Origin of the sequence: Pseudomonas juntendi (genome assembly GCF_021560075.1) — a bacterium.
GTDB lineage: Bacteria > Pseudomonadota > Gammaproteobacteria > Pseudomonadales > Pseudomonadaceae > Aquipseudomonas > Aquipseudomonas juntendi.
The window spans coordinates 2,046,199-2,063,221 of the sequence record NZ_CP091088.1; the positions used below are offsets into that span (position 1 = coordinate 2,046,199).

Below are 17,023 nucleotides of genomic sequence, written 5' to 3' on the forward strand. Positions count from 1 at the left end.
GGCAGTATACTGCGCAATACACAACGGTGAGCAATATAGTGCACAAAGAATCCGCGCACCGTGCTTCGGTGCTGCAACACGTCAGCCTAAATGTTCGCAGCCTGCGCAATGCCGCTGGTATGAGCCAGGCGGTGCTGGCTGAACGCTCGGGGGTCAGCCGGCGCATGCTGGTGGCCATCGAGGCGGGGGAAAAGAATGTCAGCCTGACCACCCTGGATTTGATCGCCGAGGCGTTGGGGGTGGCCTTCAGTACGCTGATCCAGGCGCCGGACCTGCGTGATCCAGGGCGTATCGAAGAGCTGGCCTGGGCGGGCGAGCACCCCCAGAGCCGGGCGGTTTTGCTGGGCACCAGCGCGGCGCGGCGCGAGGTCGAGCTGTGGGAGTGGACGCTGGCGCCGGGCGAGCGTTATGCCAGCGAGGCCGATGCCGAGGGTTGGAGTGAGCAGATCTATGTGTGCGCAGGGCAACTTACCCTGATCATCGAGGGGATAGAACATCGCCTGCAGGTGGGGCAGTTCCAGGTATTTCCCAGCAATTGCCAGTACGCCTACCGGAACGATGGCACTGTGCCGGTGCGGTTTGTGCGTAATGTGGTGATCTGAGGCCCCGCAGGTTCGTCGCCCCGTGGTGGTTTGCAAGCGATCTGCCGGCGGGATGGGGCGCAAAGCGCCCCGAGCACCTCAAGCCTGTTCGGCCACCATTTCGCTCGTCTTCACGACTTTGGCGTAGGCAAAGGCCAACGCTGCCATGGTCGCATCCTGTACCTGGGCCGCTGGCACCTGCTTGCCGTCGAACGTCAGTGCCAGGGTCGCGCAGGCATCGTGCACCACGGTCACTTCAAAGCCCAGGTCGGCGGCTGCCCGGGTAGCGGCATCAATGCACATGTGGCTCATGCTGCCAACGATGGTCACGGCTTCGATGCCATGCGTTCGGAGCGTTTGTTCAAGGCCAGTTTCGAGAAAGGCGTTGACCTTGTGCTTGAGTATCACCGGCTCGCCTGCAGCCGGCTGGACCTTGCTGTAGAAGGCGGCGCCCGGCGAACCCGGGGCAAAGAATGGCGCATCGGCGCTGGTGAACTCATGCCGCACGTGCACCACCAAGTCGCCGCGCGTGCGGGCCGCGGCCAGCACGCGGGCCGCGTTTTCGGCCGCTGCCTCAGCCCCATCGAGGGGCCACTTGCCGCCTGGGAAGTAGTCGTTCTGGATGTCGATGATGATCAGCGCGTGCTTGTTCATGCTGCCTCCTGTGGCAGTAGTCGTGGGTTGGCGTTAGTTATAGGCTGTGGGGCCCGACCTGAGGATTGGCGTGAACGACACTATGCGGGTGAAAACTGACAACACGGCCAGGCTGGACATCGGCTTGCTGCTTTACCCTGGGGTACAGCAGGCTGCCCTGTATGGCCTGCGCGACCTCTTTACCGTGGCCAATCGGGTCGCAGCCGAACTGGGTGCTGTCGCGTTGCCGCAGGTGCGCATCAGCTTCTGGCAGGCCGACGTCGCAGGTCACTTGCAGCTGGCCCCTGGCAGCCCGGCTGTCGACTTGGCAGGTGTGCGTGTCCTGATCATCCCGCCAAGCCTGGAATCGACCCCGCATGGCGACCTGCTGGAACAGCATCGGCCGTCCCTGTGCCTGTTGCACGGGCGTGGCGCGGTGCTGGCGTCGGTGTGTATCGGCGTGTTTTTCATCGCCGCCAGTGGCTTGCTGGATGGTCGCCCGGCCTGTACCCACTGGAACTACGTGCAGGCGCTGGCGCAGCGGTTCCCCAACGTGCGCGTGCAGACCCAGCAGCCGGTACTGGACGACGGCGACATTGTCACCTCGGCGGGGTTGATGGCCTGGACCGACCTGGGGCTGCGGCTGCTCGAACGTTTTCTGGGGGCGACGGTAGCGCGGGAAACTGCCCGCTATCTGGCAGTCGAACCTGTCACCGCGGCATTGCCCGGGGCGTTGTTCAACCCTCGGCTGGACCATGGCGACGAAGCCATCCTGAAAGTGCAGCATTGGCTGCAGGGCAGTGACGGGCAGCATGCAGACCTGGCTGCAATGGCGGCCTGCGCGGGGTTGGAAGCGCGCACGTTCCTGCGGCGTTTTCGAGCCGCCACCGGGTTGCGCCCCACCGAATACTGCCAGCAGGTGCGCGTAGGGCGCGCGTGCCGGTTGCTGGAGTTCACCCGGCGCAATGTCGAGCAGATCGCCTGGGGGGTTGGCTATCAGGATCCGGGGGCGTTTCGCAAAGTCTTTCAGCGCATCACCGGGTTGACGCCGAGTGAGTACCGGCGACGCTTTGCGGTAACGGCGTAGCGCGTGCACAAACCGCTTGACCTTGACTTAACTTGAGGTTTTACCCTGCTCGGCATCGCGCTGCATGCGCCCGTAGCCAGGAGACTGTCGATGTCGGCAAACCCTCAATCCCTGTGGTTCACCCAGATGATCGAATATGAAGTGCCGAGCCCGTGCCAGCAGGCGTTGGCTCAAGCGCTGGTGGTGCGCAGCGAAGTGTTGGCAGCGCGCTGTGAAGGCCTGCAAGGCGTCAGCATTCAGGCAAGCGACGATGGCAGCCGGGTGCTGCAGTACCTGCAATGGCAGTCACGCCAGGCCTGGTCGGCGGCGGCCGAGTATTTCAACGAGGAACCCTTCCTCGAGCTGTTGCGCCGGCACCAGGCACGGGGTGTCAATTTTGCGGCCTACCAGACCTTGCGCAGCCTGGTGCGCAGCGCCGATGGCGGCCTGCATTGCCAGGTAGGAGAGGGTCAGGCGTACCACGGTGCGTAGTGTGGGTAGCGGTCCAGGCGGGCACCGATGACCATTTCGCTGATCCATGCCGCCAGCATCGAGCTGTAGGCTTTCTGGCTTTCTTCACTGGATAACGCGTGGTCGGCGCCGTCGACCATGCGGTGGGTCAGTGAGTGGGCGCTGACGAATGCCGAGCGGTAGCTCATCAAGGTGCTGTGCGGGACATAGTCGTCCTGTTCGGACTCCACCAGCAGCACATCACCGACGAACTCGGCGCAGGCGGCCAGGGCGCGATTGTCGGCCGGCCCCAGGGGGCGCTGGCGGTAGGCGTTCAAGCGCTGACGATCAAGGGCTTGCTTGGGGCTGTCCCATTCTTCGTCCCAGTACATGGCCGGCACCCGCAGGGCCAGCCATTTCACCGGGCGTTCGCGGGTCAGCAAGGTGGCCAGGTAGCCGCCATAGCTGCTGCCGATGATGGCGATGGCGTTGCTGTCGACCGCCGGGTGGCTGATCAGGCGGTCGTAAGCCGCCAGCAGGTCTTGCAGGTTCTGCTCACGGGTAACGGTCAGGCGCTGGCTTTGGGTTTTTTCATGGCCGCGCAGGTCGAAGGTCATGCATACGCAGCCCAGGCCGGTGATGTGTCGGGCGCGAGCCAGGTCACGTTGCTGGCTGCCACCCCAGCCGTGGACGAAGAGAATACCTGGCATCTTGCTGCCAGGGCTGACCAAGGTCCCGGCGATGCGGTCGTTCTCGACCTGCAGTTCGACGGTTTCACTCTGAATGGCCATGCTCGCGAATCCGCGCAAATTTGCTGAGTTGTCCGAGTTCACTGTCGTTTCCTTGGTAGAAAAGGGTGGCATCCGCGGGCAGGTCGGCGCTGCCGAACACTTCATGGGTGGACGCACGTACCTGCTGCAGTGCCGGGTCGTCGGCAAATGCCTGCAGGGCCAGCAGCTCGGCGCTGCTGGCACCGCCCAGGCGCCAGGATTGTTCGAGTACCCCGCTGCATGGCTGGCCGGAGGCAGTGGTGCCGCGGGCGATATCGTAGTTGCGCCGCGACGCCACAAAGCCCGGAAAATGCCGTTCGGCAGCCTGTTCGTAGACCATGGCCTGGTTCACGGCCAGCCGCAGGTGGTCTTCAAGGGGGCGTTGCAACAGGGCCTGATAGTCGCCACGGACTACGATCAGGTCAGATCCCCCGTACACCTCGCAGCCCTGATGGTCACGGGTGAGTTGCTGGGTGCCATGGTAGCTGCAGGTCAGGCCGGCCACCCTGACCTGACCAACGCTGAAGGTCTGCACTTGGCTCAGGTCTTCTTCCAGCACCAGTCCCCATACCGCCAACTGCTGGTCGTCCATACCGTTCAACAAAGGGGTCAGCTGATCCAGTTCTGTGATCACCTGTTGCCCGCGGCCTGCGCTGGCCCGTACTGGCTTGACCCGCACAGGGCCAGCGCGCAACAGCAAGGCTGCAGCATGGCGGGCATCGGGTTTGCTGAACACCGTAAAACCGCGCAGCAAGGCGCCGCCGGCCTGGCGGGCGAAGCCATCGGTCCAGCCCTCAGGGCCGGAGGCTCCCGCAGGCAGCGGGTGGGAAATGGCTTTGGTGGCCATGTAGGGGCAGGGTACCAAGCCGCCGAATAGATCGGACTCACTGACAATGCCCAGGCTGGCAGCCTGCTCGGTGTCGGTCAGGGTTTCGGTCGGGATGCAATAGTAGTTGTCGGTGGCGACAGGCAGCCGCGTGGGCTGCACATGGGGGCAGCCCAGCAAGCGTCCCAGGCCCTCGGCGAGCTTCAGGTGCACGGCCCGCTCATGCTCGGGTGTATGTTCCCGAGTGTCGAGCAGCACGACTGCAGTTTTAGCGGGGCAGGCACTGGGCATGGTCTGCTGCCTGTGTGCGGCGAATGTACAGTGTGTGAAGCCGTGACCCTGGGGAAGTTCAGCACTACTTGATCGGCGGTCCTTGTGTAGGACGGTTCCGGTTCGCGCCTGGGCGATTGCAGGGCTTTGGCGCCTGCTCCATTATCCGCCTATTGGATCAACCGTGATGTAGCCGCAGGAGAGCGCATGAACGTGCAGACCCCCTTTGAACACAGCGTGCCACAGCGCCTGATGCGTCTGCGCCAGGCCATGGCGGCAAGGCACGTCGATGCCTTGCTGGTGCCTTCATCCGACCCGCATCTCTCCGAATACCTGCCCGGCTATTGGCAAGGGCGCCAGTGGCTGTCGGGGTTTCATGGCTCGGTGGGTACACTGGTGGTGACCTCGGCGTTTGCCGGGCTATGGGTCGATAGCCGCTACTGGGAACAGGCCGAGCATGAATTGGCCGGCAGTGGCATCGAGCTGATGAAGCTGTCGCCGGGCAAGCCTGGCGCGCTGGAGTGGCTGGGAGAGCACGCTGAGCCCAACGGCACCGTGGCAGTCGACGGTGCCGTCATGGCATTGACCTCGGCGCGGCAATTGGCAGAGCGCCTGAAGGCGCGCGGGGCGCGGCTGGTAACCGACCAGGACCTGCTGGGGGAGGTGTGGGACGGGCGCCCGGGGCTGCCTGGCAATCCGGTCTATCAGCATTTGCAGCCGCACGCCACGACGAGCCGGGCGCAAAAGCTCGCGCAGTTGCGCCAGGCCATGCAGGCCAAGGGGGCCGACTGGCACTTCATTGCTACCCTCGATGACATCGCCTGGCTGTTCAATCTGCGCGGTAGCGACGTCTCATACAACCCGGTGTTTCTGGCCTTCGCCTTGATCAGCCAGCAGCAGGCCATGCTGTTCGTTGGCCAAGGCAAGGTGGATGCGCACCTGCGCCAGGTACTGGCGAGCGACGGTGTTGAAGTGCGCGACTACAGCGAAGCAGGGCAGGCGCTGGCTGCCGTGGCGGCAGGCAGCCGGCTGCTGGTGGACCCGGCACGCGTCACCTGCAGCCTGTTAGCCAACTTGCCGGTGGGTGTGGAGCTGGTCGAGGGGCTGAACCCCACCACCCTGAGCAAGGCCTGCAAGGGTGACGCTGATCTCCCCTACATCCGTCAGGTCATGGAGGAAGACGGGGCGGCATTGTGCGAATTCTTCGCCTGGCTGGAAGCCAACCTTGGTCGAGAGGTCGTCACCGAGCTGACTGTGGACGAGCAATTGAGTGCTGCACGTGCACGGCGGGCGAATTTCGTGTCGCTGAGCTTTTCGACCATTGCAGCCTTCAATGCCAATGGTGCGATGCCGCATTACCGCGCCACCGAGCAGTCGCATGCACGCATCGAAGGCAACGGGCTGTTGCTGATCGATTCGGGTGGGCAGTACCTGGGGGGGACTACTGACATCACTCGCATGGTGCCGGTGGGTGTTCCCAGCCACGCGCAGAAGGAAGACTGTACCCGCGTGCTCAAAGGCATGATCGCCCTGTCGCGGGCCACGTTTCCCCGTGGCATCCTGTCGCCCCTGCTCGATGCCATTGCGCGCGCGCCGATCTGGGCTGACCAGGTCGACTACGGGCATGGGACCGGGCACGGGGTGGGCTATTTCCTCAATGTGCATGAGGGGCCGCAAGTGATTGCCTACCAGGCGGCACCGGCGCCCCATACGGCCATGCAGGCGGGCATGATCAGCTCGATCGAGCCGGGCACCTACAGGCCTGGGCAATGGGGGGTACGCATCGAGAATCTGGTGGTCAACCGCGAAGCAGGCACGAGCGCCTTCGGTGACTTCCTGAACTTCGAGACCTTGACGCTGTGCCCGATCGACACCCGCTGCCTCCTGCCCGAACGACTGACCCAATGCGAACTGGAGTGGCTCAATGGCTATCATGCCCACGTGCGCGAGCGTTTGGCCCCGTTGTTGAAAGGGGAGGCGCTTGGCTGGCTCGAAGCGCGCACCGCGCCGCTGTAAAGCGCGGCAAAGAGGGCAGCCGATGCGCTGCCCTTGCTGCTATTTGCAGATGACGATCATGCTGCGGCTGGTGTAGCCCGCTGGGTTGATGCCGAACAAATAGTCACCGTCTTCTTCGTCGCTGTCACCAGACCGTGCGACCACCCGGTAACCGCGGGTGCTGCAAGCGCTTGCAGCCTTGCTGTAACACTTGTCCCACGAGGATGAAAGGCCGGAGCAATTGATATGCAGGCCCTTTTTGCCCTTCTTGACCTCGGTCTTGGCCGTGGCGGCACATCCAGCAATAGCCAAGATGGCCAGGATGAGAAAAATACGTTTCATTCCTGTCCTTATATGCAGGGCGAATCCGATGTCAGACCCTGTCGTTATCGCTTCGGTTCTTCCTGAGTTTCCTCAGCGCCAGTGTTCGCTTCAGTAGAACGCGTGAAGATCGTGATGCTGTGACAGCTTAATCAGCGGGGCCGATCGCGACAATCATTAATACGGTCTCAAATGAAAATATTTCTCATATCAGTCAGCGGCGATCGGTGGGCTGGTTTCTTTTCGCATCGACAGCGTGGTGCCCACAGAGGCCGCAATGATCGCCAGGATCGCCAGCCATTGGGTGACTGTCAGAACTTCGCCAAGGAACAAAAGGCCCGACAGCGCCCCGAATGCAGGCTCGATGCTCATGAGGGTGCCGAAAGTGCGCGCCGGAATGCGCGTCAGGGCAACCATCTCCAGGCTGTAGGGCAGGGCGGTGGACAGCACTGCAACGGCGAGCGCTACGGGAATCAGCGCCGGGGTGAGCAGTGCGCTGCCGGCATGGGCGATGCCGATAGGTGCGACGAACAGGGCGGCTACCACAACGCCCAGGGCGGCACTCTGGATGCCGTGCTCGGCGCCGGCGCGTTGCCCGAACAGGATATACAGTGCCCAGCAAACACCCGCCCCCAGGGCATAGGCTGCGCCCACGGGGGCAAGTGCTTGCCCGCCATGGCCGGCCGGCAGCAAGAGCAGCAAGCCAACAATGGCCAATGCGATCCAAAGAAAGTCGGTGGGTCGACGCGAGGACAGCAGCGCCACGGCTAGCGGACCGGTGAACTCAAGGGCCACGGCAATGCCGATGGGCACCGTTTGCAGTGCCATATAAAAGAGGAAATTCATGCCGCCCAGGGCCATGCCATAAATGATGACGTTGCGCAGGGTTTTGGCGGTCAGGCGAACCCGCCAGGGGCGCAGTATCAGCAGCATGATGATGCTGGCGAAGATCAGCCGCAGGGTGGTGGTGCCTTGTGCGCCAACGATGGGGAACATGCTTTTGGCCAAGGAAGCGCCTGACTGGATCGATGCCATGGCAATCAGCAGCAAGCCTATCGGAAAGAGGGTGGCGGCCAGGCTGCGGGGCTGGGTGTTCATTTAAGGGCGGCATTCCTTGGAGAGGGAGGGGTGAGCAATATAGTGCGCAATTAGCAGGGTAGTGGGCAAGGTGCCCTGCAGAGGTTTTGTAGCGCTGGCTAGCGTGCAGGCCGAGCACGCTGTTGCTCGGCTGCAGGGATTCTGCGGAAAACCTAAATTATTGAAATTAAAGGTTGACCTACAAAAATGCCGCCCTATAATGCGCACCATTCCAACGCGGTAGCAGGCACTGCCAGCCACTGTGTTGTGTCAAGTGTTTGAAGCTAAACGAGTTTCTCGCAAAAAACTTCAAAATAAACGCTTGACAGCAAATGAGGAAAGCGTAGAATGCGCGCCTCGGTTGAGACGAAGCGCTCTTAACCAACCGCTCTTTAACAAATCGAATCAAGCAATTCGTGTGGGTGCTTGTGAGTATGGACTGATAGTCAAAAAGATTATCAGCATCACAAGTGGTCATGCGAGAAATCACATAGTCATTTGAGATTGCTGAGCCAAGTTTAGGGTTTCTTAAAAACCCAAGCAGTATTGAACTGAAGAGTTTGATCATGGCTCAGATTGAACGCTGGCGGCAGGCCTAACACATGCAAGTCGAGCGGATGACGGGAGCTTGCTCCTTGATTCAGCGGCGGACGGGTGAGTAATGCCTAGGAATCTGCCTGGTAGTGGGGGACAACGTTTCGAAAGGAACGCTAATACCGCATACGTCCTACGGGAGAAAGCAGGGGACCTTCGGGCCTTGCGCTATCAGATGAGCCTAGGTCGGATTAGCTTGTTGGTGAGGTAATGGCTCACCAAGGCGACGATCCGTAACTGGTCTGAGAGGATGATCAGTCACACTGGAACTGAGACACGGTCCAGACTCCTACGGGAGGCAGCAGTGGGGAATATTGGACAATGGGCGAAAGCCTGATCCAGCCATGCCGCGTGTGTGAAGAAGGTCTTCGGATTGTAAAGCACTTTAAGTTGGGAGGAAGGGCAGTAAGTTAATACCTTGCTGTTTTGACGTTACCGACAGAATAAGCACCGGCTAACTCTGTGCCAGCAGCCGCGGTAATACAGAGGGTGCAAGCGTTAATCGGAATTACTGGGCGTAAAGCGCGCGTAGGTGGTTTGTTAAGTTGGATGTGAAAGCCCCGGGCTCAACCTGGGAACTGCATCCAAAACTGGCAAGCTAGAGTACGGTAGAGGGTGGTGGAATTTCCTGTGTAGCGGTGAAATGCGTAGATATAGGAAGGAACACCAGTGGCGAAGGCGACCACCTGGACTGATACTGACACTGAGGTGCGAAAGCGTGGGGAGCAAACAGGATTAGATACCCTGGTAGTCCACGCCGTAAACGATGTCAACTAGCCGTTGGAATCCTTGAGATTTTAGTGGCGCAGCTAACGCATTAAGTTGACCGCCTGGGGAGTACGGCCGCAAGGTTAAAACTCAAATGAATTGACGGGGGCCCGCACAAGCGGTGGAGCATGTGGTTTAATTCGAAGCAACGCGAAGAACCTTACCAGGCCTTGACATGCAGAGAACTTTCCAGAGATGGATTGGTGCCTTCGGGAACTCTGACACAGGTGCTGCATGGCTGTCGTCAGCTCGTGTCGTGAGATGTTGGGTTAAGTCCCGTAACGAGCGCAACCCTTGTCCTTAGTTACCAGCACGTTATGGTGGGCACTCTAAGGAGACTGCCGGTGACAAACCGGAGGAAGGTGGGGATGACGTCAAGTCATCATGGCCCTTACGGCCTGGGCTACACACGTGCTACAATGGTCGGTACAGAGGGTTGCCAAGCCGCGAGGTGGAGCTAATCTCACAAAACCGATCGTAGTCCGGATCGCAGTCTGCAACTCGACTGCGTGAAGTCGGAATCGCTAGTAATCGCGAATCAGAATGTCGCGGTGAATACGTTCCCGGGCCTTGTACACACCGCCCGTCACACCATGGGAGTGGGTTGCACCAGAAGTAGCTAGTCTAACCTTCGGGAGGACGGTTACCACGGTGTGATTCATGACTGGGGTGAAGTCGTAACAAGGTAGCCGTAGGGGAACCTGCGGCTGGATCACCTCCTTAATCGACGACATCAGCCTGCTGATGAGCTCCCACACGAATTGCTTGATTCATTTGCTGATGAGAACTCAGAAATGAACATTCGTTGATGAATGTTGATTTCTGACTTTTGTCAGATCGTTCTTTAAAAATTCGGATATGTGATAGATATAGACTGACATGCACTTTCACTGGTGTGTGATCAGGCTAAGGTAAAATTTGTGAGTTCTGCTCTTAATTGAGCGAAATGCGAATTTTCGGCGAATGTCGTCTTCACAGTATAACCAGATTGCTTGGGGTTATATGGTCAAGTGAAGAAGCGCATACGGTGGATGCCTTGGCAGTCAGAGGCGATGAAAGACGTGGTAGCCTGCGATAAGCTTTGGGGAGTCGGCAAACAGACTGTGATCCAGAGATCTCTGAATGGGGGAACCCACTCAGCACAAGCTGAGTATCTTGTACTGAATACATAGGTGCAAGAGGCGAACCAGGGGAACTGAAACATCTAAGTACCCTGAGGAAAAGAAATCAACCGAGATTCCCTTAGTAGTGGCGAGCGAACGGGGACCAGCCCTTAAGTTGATTTGAGATTAGTGGAACGCTCTGGAAAGTGCGGCCATAGTGGGTGATAGCCCCGTACACGAAAATCTCTTATCAATGAAATCGAGTAGGACGGAGCACGAGAAACTTTGTCTGAATATGGGGGGACCATCCTCCAAGGCTAAATACTACTGACTGACCGATAGTGAACCAGTACCGTGAGGGAAAGGCGAAAAGAACCCCGGAGAGGGGAGTGAAATAGAACCTGAAACCGTATGCGTACAAGCAGTGGGAGCCTACTTTGTTAGGTGACTGCGTACCTTTTGTATAATGGGTCAGCGACTTATATTCAGTGGCGAGCTTAACCGAATAGGGGAGGCGTAGCGAAAGCGAGTCTTAATAGGGCGTTTAGTCGCTGGGTATAGACCCGAAACCGGGCGATCTATCCATGGGCAGGTTGAAGGTTAGGTAACACTGACTGGAGGACCGAACCGACTACCGTTGAAAAGTTAGCGGATGACCTGTGGATCGGAGTGAAAGGCTAATCAAGCTCGGAGATAGCTGGTTCTCCTCGAAAGCTATTTAGGTAGCGCCTCATGTATCACTGTAGGGGGTAGAGCACTGTTTCGGCTAGGGGGTCATCCCGACTTACCAAACCGATGCAAACTCCGAATACCTACAAGTGCCGAGCATGGGAGACACACGGCGGGTGCTAACGTCCGTCGTGAAAAGGGAAACAACCCAGACCGTCAGCTAAGGTCCCAAAGTCATGGTTAAGTGGGAAACGATGTGGGAAGGCTTAGACAGCTAGGAGGTTGGCTTAGAAGCAGCCACCCTTTAAAGAAAGCGTAATAGCTCACTAGTCGAGTCGGCCTGCGCGGAAGATGTAACGGGGCTCAAACCATGCACCGAAGCTACGGGTATCATCTTATGATGATGCGGTAGAGGAGCGTTCTGTAAGCCTGTGAAGGTGAGTTGAGAAGCTTGCTGGAGGTATCAGAAGTGCGAATGCTGACATGAGTAACGACAATGCGAGTGAAAAACTCGCACGCCGAAAGACCAAGGTTTCCTGCGCAACGTTAATCGACGCAGGGTTAGTCGGTCCCTAAGGCGAGGCTGAAAAGCGTAGTCGATGGAAAACAGGTTAATATTCCTGTACTTCCAGTTATTGCGATGGAGGGACGGAGAAGGTTAGGCCAGCCTGGCGTTGGTTGTCCAGGTTTAAGGTGGTAGGCTGGAATCTTAGGCAAATCCGGGATTTCAAGGCCGAGAGCTGATGACGAGTTGCCTTTAGGCGACGAAGTGGTTGATACCATGCTTCCAAGAAAAGCTCCTAAGCTTCAGATAACTGGGAACCGTACCCCAAACCGACACAGGTGGTTAGGTAGAGAATACCAAGGCGCTTGAGAGAACTCGGGTGAAGGAACTAGGCAAAATGGCACCGTAACTTCGGGAGAAGGTGCGCCGGCGAGGGTGAAGGACTTGCTCCGTAAGCTCATGCCGGTCGAAGATACCAGGCCGCTGCGACTGTTTATTAAAAACACAGCACTCTGCAAACACGAAAGTGGACGTATAGGGTGTGACGCCTGCCCGGTGCCGGAAGGTTAATTGATGGGGTTAGCGCAAGCGAAGCTCTTGATCGAAGCCCCGGTAAACGGCGGCCGTAACTATAACGGTCCTAAGGTAGCGAAATTCCTTGTCGGGTAAGTTCCGACCTGCACGAATGGCGTAACGATGGCGGCGCTGTCTCCACCCGAGACTCAGTGAAATTGAAATCGCTGTGAAGATGCAGTGTATCCGCGGCTAGACGGAAAGACCCCGTGAACCTTTACTATAGCTTTGCACTGGACTTTGAATTTGCTTGTGTAGGATAGGTGGGAGGCTTTGAAGTGGGGACGCCAGTTCTCATGGAGCCATCCTTGAAATACCACCCTGGCAACTTTGAGGTTCTAACTCAGGTCCGTTATCCGGATCGAGGACAGTGTATGGTGGGTAGTTTGACTGGGGCGGTCTCCTCCCAAAGAGTAACGGAGGAGTACGAAGGTGCGCTCAGACCGGTCGGAAATCGGTCGTAGAGTATAAAGGCAAAAGCGCGCTTGACTGCGAGACAAACACGTCGAGCAGGTACGAAAGTAGGTCTTAGTGATCCGGTGGTTCTGTATGGAAGGGCCATCGCTCAACGGATAAAAGGTACTCCGGGGATAACAGGCTGATACCGCCCAAGAGTTCATATCGACGGCGGTGTTTGGCACCTCGATGTCGGCTCATCACATCCTGGGGCTGAAGCCGGTCCCAAGGGTATGGCTGTTCGCCATTTAAAGTGGTACGCGAGCTGGGTTTAGAACGTCGTGAGACAGTTCGGTCCCTATCTGCCGTGGACGTTTGAGATTTGAGAGGGGCTGCTCCTAGTACGAGAGGACCGGAGTGGACGAACCTCTGGTGTTCCGGTTGTCACGCCAGTGGCATTGCCGGGTAGCTATGTTCGGAAGAGATAACCGCTGAAAGCATCTAAGCGGGAAACTTGCCTCAAGATGAGATCTCACTGGGATCTTGAATCCCCTAAAGGGCCGTCGAAGACTACGACGTTGATAGGTTGGGTGTGTAAGCGCTGTGAGGCGTTGAGCTAACCAATACTAATTGCCCGTGAGGCTTGACCATATAACACCCAAGCAATTTGCTAGCGCAGATTGCGGTGGTGAAGATGACATGAACCGAAAGTTCGCAAGGCATCACAAACATCACATATCCGAATTCGCTGGGCTGTCCATCTGGACATTCTGGCTACAGAATTTCTTGACGACCATAGAGCATTGGAACCACCTGATCCCATCCCGAACTCAGCAGTGAAACGATGCATCGCCGATGGTAGTGTGGGGTTTCCCCATGTGAGAGTAGGTCATCGTCAAGATTCATTTCGCAAAACCCCTATCTGCGCATGCAGGTAGGGGTTTTGTCTTTGTGCTCCCAAAAAGTCCCCTGGCCTCACAACAATCCCTGTGGGAGCGGGCGCGCCCGCGAACACGGGCGCAGCCCGTGCCAGCCAGCTTTCATGAAATGTACGTCATGTATGCCTGAAGCGTTATAGGGCAGTGCTACGCTCGCGGAAATACTCAGCACGGACATTCACCATGGACATGAACTGGCACCAGGCCTTGCAAGAGAGCCTGAGTTGGCTGGCAATCGCCTCGTTCATCACCTTTGTCGGCTTCACAGCCGCCGCTATTCTGGCCGTACGCTACACCCGCTGGGGCAGCCAGTTCTGGCAACTTGCGGGGCCTTATTTCAGTTATAAACGCAGTTGGCGGCCACTGCTGGTGTTTGCGTTGCTGCTGGTGCTGACGTTGTTTTCCGTACGCCTCAATGTGCTGTTCTCGTTCTGGTACAACGGGTTTTACAGCGCTTTGCAGGGGCTGGACCAAGGTGCATTCTGGTACCTGCTCGGGGTCTTCGCCGTGCTGGCCAGCATCCATGTGCTGCGCTCGCTGTGCTCTTTCTATGTGAACCAGGCCTTCAGCATCACCTGGCGGGTATGGTTGACCGAGCGCCTGACCCGTGACTGGATGCACGGTGATGCTTACTACCGTGGACAATTTCTTGCTGAACCGATCGACAACCCCGACCAGCGTATCGAGCTGGACGTAAACGCCTTCGTCAGCAACTCCCTGTCCTTGGCCTTGGGGGCAGTCAGTGCGCTGGTGTCCCTGGTGGCGTTCACCGGGATCCTCTGGGGGTTGTCAGCGCCGTTGGCCGTGGCCGGTGTTGAAATTCCCAGGGCGATGGTGTTTGCCGTGTACCTGTATGTGGTCGTCGCCACCTGGATCGCCTTCCGCCTGGGCCAGCCTTTGATTCGCCTGAACTTCCTCAACGAAAAGCTCACCGCCAACTTCCGCTATGCGCTGATGCGCCTGCGTGAGAATGCCGAGAATGTCGCTTTCTACCAAGGTGCCGAGGTTGAGCGGGGCACCTTGCTGGGGCGCTTCGCGGCACTGATCGTGAATGCCTGGGCGCTGGTATTCCGAAACCTCAAGTTCAGTGGTTTCAACCTGGGGGTCAGCCAGGTGGCAGTCGTGTTCCCGTTCATTCTGCAGGCACCGCGCTTCTTCAGCGGGGCAATCAAGCTGGGTGACGTCATGCAAACGTCTCAGGCATTTGGGCAGGTGCAGGATGCACTGTCGTTCTTTCGTGAATCGTACGATGCATTCGCGCAGTACCGGGCTACGCTGGACCGTCTGACCGGTTTTCTCGATGCCAACGCGCAGGCAAGGGTATTGCCGCGGGTACTCACCGCGGAGCAGGCCCATGCGCTGCAGATTGCCGACCTGAAAGTGCTGCGCCCGGATGGACACGCCCTGATCACTGATCTGAACCTGAGCCTGCAAGCTGGCCAGGCGCTGTTGATCAAGGGGCCTTCAGGCAGCGGCAAGACTACCCTGCTACGCGCCCTGGCCGGCCTGTGGCCCTATGCCGAAGGGGAGGTGCGGCGCCCACTGGGCCATCAGGCGCTGTTCCTGTCGCAGCGTCCCTATTTGCCTTTGGGGGACCTGCGCACGGTCATTGCCTACCCGGCGGTGGGGCAGCCCGAGGATCAGGCGCGTATGCAGCAGGTACTGCACCAGGTCAATCTTGGGCACCTGGCCGAGCGCCTGGAGGTCAGCTGCGATTGGGCGCATATTCTGTCGGTGGGCGAGCAGCAGCGCCTGGCTTTTGCCCGGGTTCTGTTCAACCGGCCGCAGGTGGTGTTTCTTGATGAGTCCACCTCAGCGATGGATGAGGGGCTCGAGCATGCCCTGTATGCGCTGCTGCGCTCGGAAATGCCTGGGGCACTGTTGCTCAGTGTCGGGCACCGCAGCACCCTGGCAGGTTTTCATACTCACCGGCTGGAGGTGGATGGGCGTGGCGGTTGGTCATTGGTGGCGCAGGCGCCTGCGCTGGCATAGTGTTCAGCATGCCAAGCACTGTGCACCAGCCCGCCACCCGAGGCACTTGATGAAAGCTACCCGTTTGACCCTTATTTGCCATGCCCTGACTCAGGCCCAGAAGACCGGGCGCCTGCACTGCGCTGAAGACGGCATCCTGCCGCTTTCGCAACCGCCGGCGCCTCTCCTGCCAGCGGTGCAGTTGCTGACGGCGCCAGAGCGGCGCGCCTGCGAAACAGCGGCGTGGTTGTCGAGCACGGTGCATGTCGAGCCCGCCTTGGCCGATTGCGACCTCGGGCATTGGCAGGGCATGGCGCTGAAGCAGTTGCAGGCCGAGCAGCCAGAAGCGTTGGCCGATTGGTTGCAGGAGCCAGCCAGTAACGTGCATGGCGGGGAGTCGTTCGCTGCGCTGTGCCAGCGGATGGCCGCCTGGCTGGCGGCTTTCGACAGGCCGGGTGAATGGCTGGCGGTAACCCATCCGCAGGTCATGCGTGCCGTGCTGGTGCAGGTACTGGGCTGCCCGATGAGTGCCGGGCAGCGTATCGATGTGTTGCCGCTGTCACGCCTGGAACTGAGCCATACCGGGCAGTGGCGGCTGCGCCTGGGTGAGGTTCAGAACGCCAGCTTGTAGCCGATCAACAACAGCATGGCGGCCAGGCACGGACGCAGCACGCGGTCGGAGATCCGCCCGGTGAGGTGGCTGCCCAGGTAGATGCCCGGCAGAGAACCCAGCAGCAGGTAGCCCAGTAGCGACCAGTCCATATTGCCCATGCCGGCATGGCCAAGGCCTGCCACCAGCGTTAGCGGCACGGCATGGGCGATTTCCGTACCGACCAGGCGACGGGTGACCAGAAACGGGTACAGCAGGAATAACGCCACGGTACCCAGGGCGCCGGCGCCGATGGAGGTCAGGGTCACCATCACCCCCAGCACCACGCCGGTCAGCACGGTGAGGGTATTCAGGGTACCTGCGCTGAGGTGGTAGTGATCGCCGGCATGGTGGCTGGCGAAAGCCTGCAGCCGCGACTTGAACAGAATGGCCAGCGCGGTGAGGATCAACACCACCGCCAGGCCTTGCTTGATGATGGCATTGAGCGCCGATGTGTCGGTATGCAGGGTGCTCAGGAACCACAGGGTCAATGCGGCCGCAGGCACGCTGCCGAGGCTGAGCAGGCCGGTGATCTTCCAGTCGATGTTCTTGTTGCGTGCATGCACCCAGACACCACTGGCCTTGGTGATGGCGGCATAGAGCAGATCGGTGCCGACGGCCGTCGCCGGGTTGATACCGAACCACAACAGGATCGGGGTCATCAGCGAACCGCCACCGACGCCGGTCATACCGACGATGAAACCCACGACCAGTCCCGCAATGGTGAAACCAAAAGAACCTACATCCATACGCTACTCGACCGCCCAACATTGCCCGTTATCGGATGCAGCCAGCATATAGATTTTTTTATAGCCAAATAGACTTGTTCGTTATTAGGTTATAACCGCGTAAAGATGGGGGCGCTGGG

The 17,023-nt window shown here is 59.1% G+C and carries 12 protein-coding genes and 3 rRNA genes; 9 read left to right on the top strand and 6 right to left on the bottom strand.

All coding sequences use genetic code 11. From position 1 onward, the window contains the following. The first annotated feature begins 38 nt into the window (after window positions 1-38). Window positions 39-602 (top strand): helix-turn-helix domain-containing protein, encoded by a 564-nt coding sequence (locus tag L1P09_RS09450; RefSeq protein WP_054906208.1) that lies wholly within the window; start codon window positions 39-41, stop codon window positions 600-602. Window positions 603-680: 78 nt separating this feature from the next. On the opposite strand, the gene L1P09_RS09455 is transcribed toward L1P09_RS09450, so the two are convergent. Continuing rightward, window positions 681-1,235, bottom strand: coding sequence for a cysteine hydrolase family protein (locus tag L1P09_RS09455; RefSeq protein WP_054906207.1), 555 nt, complete (start codon window positions 1,233-1,235; stop codon window positions 681-683). Window positions 1,236-1,317: 82 nt separating this feature from the next. On the opposite strand from L1P09_RS09455, the gene L1P09_RS09460 reads away from it, so the two are divergent. Further along, window positions 1,318-2,301 (top strand): GlxA family transcriptional regulator, encoded by a 984-nt coding sequence (locus L1P09_RS09460; RefSeq protein WP_054906206.1) that lies wholly within the window; start codon window positions 1,318-1,320, stop codon window positions 2,299-2,301. A 90-nt stretch (window positions 2,302-2,391) separates the two neighbouring features. Then, complete coding sequence (locus tag L1P09_RS09465; protein ID WP_192439885.1) at window positions 2,392-2,772, top strand: antibiotic biosynthesis monooxygenase; 381 nt, start codon at window positions 2,392-2,394, stop codon at window positions 2,770-2,772. On the opposite strand, the gene L1P09_RS09470 is transcribed toward L1P09_RS09465, so the two are convergent. Both L1P09_RS09470 and L1P09_RS09475 read right to left on the bottom strand, forming a co-directional pair. Further along, the gene (locus L1P09_RS09470) at window positions 2,751-3,521 is read right to left on the bottom strand and encodes an alpha/beta hydrolase family protein (RefSeq protein ID WP_235768747.1); all 771 of its coding nucleotides are present in this window, start codon (window positions 3,519-3,521) and stop codon (window positions 2,751-2,753) included. The genes L1P09_RS09465 and L1P09_RS09470 overlap by 22 nt on opposite strands. Then, window positions 3,505-4,617 carry a DUF3182 family protein gene (locus L1P09_RS09475; RefSeq protein WP_192439886.1) on the bottom strand — a complete coding sequence of 371 codons (1,113 nt, stop codon included), beginning with the start codon at window positions 4,615-4,617 and terminating at the stop codon, window positions 3,505-3,507. The genes L1P09_RS09470 and L1P09_RS09475 overlap by 17 nt, the downstream gene beginning before the upstream one ends. Before the next feature lie 186 nt (window positions 4,618-4,803). Between L1P09_RS09475 and L1P09_RS09480 the strand changes: the two genes are divergently transcribed. Next, window positions 4,804-6,612 (top strand): aminopeptidase P family protein, encoded by a 1,809-nt coding sequence (locus L1P09_RS09480; protein ID WP_235768748.1) that lies wholly within the window; start codon window positions 4,804-4,806, stop codon window positions 6,610-6,612. 39 nt (window positions 6,613-6,651) lie between these two features. On the opposite strand, the gene L1P09_RS09485 is transcribed toward L1P09_RS09480, so the two are convergent. Together L1P09_RS09485 and rhtA are read right to left on the bottom strand one after the other, a co-directional pair. Continuing rightward, a complete protein-coding gene (locus tag L1P09_RS09485; protein ID WP_009684158.1) occupies window positions 6,652-6,933 on the bottom strand; it encodes a hypothetical protein in 282 nt (93 codons plus the stop codon). Window positions 6,934-7,122: 189 nt separating this feature from the next. Continuing rightward, the gene (gene rhtA, locus L1P09_RS09490) at window positions 7,123-8,010 is read right to left on the bottom strand and encodes a threonine/homoserine exporter RhtA (RefSeq protein ID WP_235768749.1); all 888 of its coding nucleotides are present in this window, start codon (window positions 8,008-8,010) and stop codon (window positions 7,123-7,125) included. Window positions 8,011-8,537: 527 nt separating this feature from the next. On the opposite strand from rhtA, the gene L1P09_RS09495 reads away from it, so the two are divergent. From L1P09_RS09495 to L1P09_RS09515, 5 genes are all read left to right on the top strand, one after another. Continuing rightward, window positions 8,538-10,074 (top strand): 16S ribosomal RNA (locus L1P09_RS09495). A gap of 281 nt (window positions 10,075-10,355) precedes the next feature. Continuing rightward, window positions 10,356-13,248, top strand: a 23S ribosomal RNA gene (locus L1P09_RS09500). A gap of 134 nt (window positions 13,249-13,382) precedes the next feature. After that, a 5S ribosomal RNA gene (gene rrf, locus L1P09_RS09505) occupies window positions 13,383-13,498 on the top strand. Together the 16S, 23S and 5S rRNA genes form the textbook arrangement of a ribosomal RNA operon. A 220-nt stretch (window positions 13,499-13,718) precedes the next feature. Continuing rightward, the gene (locus L1P09_RS09510; protein WP_192439888.1) at window positions 13,719-15,527 is read left to right on the top strand and encodes an ABC transporter ATP-binding protein/permease; all 1,809 of its coding nucleotides are present in this window, start codon (window positions 13,719-13,721) and stop codon (window positions 15,525-15,527) included. Window positions 15,528-15,576: 49 nt separating this feature from the next. Further along, a complete protein-coding gene (locus L1P09_RS09515; protein WP_192439889.1) occupies window positions 15,577-16,137 on the top strand; it encodes a histidine phosphatase family protein in 561 nt (186 codons plus the stop codon). On the opposite strand, the gene L1P09_RS09520 is transcribed toward L1P09_RS09515, so the two are convergent. After that, on the bottom strand, window positions 16,119-16,904 hold the full coding sequence (locus L1P09_RS09520; RefSeq protein ID WP_009682648.1) for a sulfite exporter TauE/SafE family protein: 786 nt from the start codon (window positions 16,902-16,904) through the stop codon (window positions 16,119-16,121). The two genes, L1P09_RS09515 and L1P09_RS09520, sit on opposite strands and share 19 nt — an antisense overlap. Between the last annotated feature and the right edge of the window lie 119 nt (window positions 16,905-17,023).

Coding starts and splice junctions, on each gene's coding strand:
- L1P09_RS09460 (WP_054906206.1), top strand. CDS start 1,318: ATGCGGGTGAAAACTGACAACACGGCCAGGCTGGACATCGGCTTGCTG.
- L1P09_RS09470 (WP_235768747.1), bottom strand. CDS start 3,521: ATGGCCATTCAGAGTGAAACCGTCGAACTGCAGGTCGAGAACGACCGC.
- L1P09_RS09475 (WP_192439886.1), bottom strand. CDS start 4,617: ATGCCCAGTGCCTGCCCCGCTAAAACTGCAGTCGTGCTGCTCGACACT.
- L1P09_RS09520 (WP_009682648.1), bottom strand. CDS start 16,904: ATGGATGTAGGTTCTTTTGGTTTCACCATTGCGGGACTGGTCGTGGGT.
- L1P09_RS09480 (WP_235768748.1), top strand. CDS start 4,804: ATGAACGTGCAGACCCCCTTTGAACACAGCGTGCCACAGCGCCTGATG.
- rhtA (WP_235768749.1), bottom strand. CDS start 8,010: ATGAACACCCAGCCCCGCAGCCTGGCCGCCACCCTCTTTCCGATAGGC.
- L1P09_RS09465 (WP_192439885.1), top strand. CDS start 2,392: ATGTCGGCAAACCCTCAATCCCTGTGGTTCACCCAGATGATCGAATAT.
- L1P09_RS09485 (WP_009684158.1), bottom strand. CDS start 6,933: ATGAAACGTATTTTTCTCATCCTGGCCATCTTGGCTATTGCTGGATGT.
- L1P09_RS09455 (WP_054906207.1), bottom strand. CDS start 1,235: ATGAACAAGCACGCGCTGATCATCATCGACATCCAGAACGACTACTTC.
- L1P09_RS09510 (WP_192439888.1), top strand. CDS start 13,719: ATGGACATGAACTGGCACCAGGCCTTGCAAGAGAGCCTGAGTTGGCTG.
- L1P09_RS09515 (WP_192439889.1), top strand. CDS start 15,577: ATGAAAGCTACCCGTTTGACCCTTATTTGCCATGCCCTGACTCAGGCC.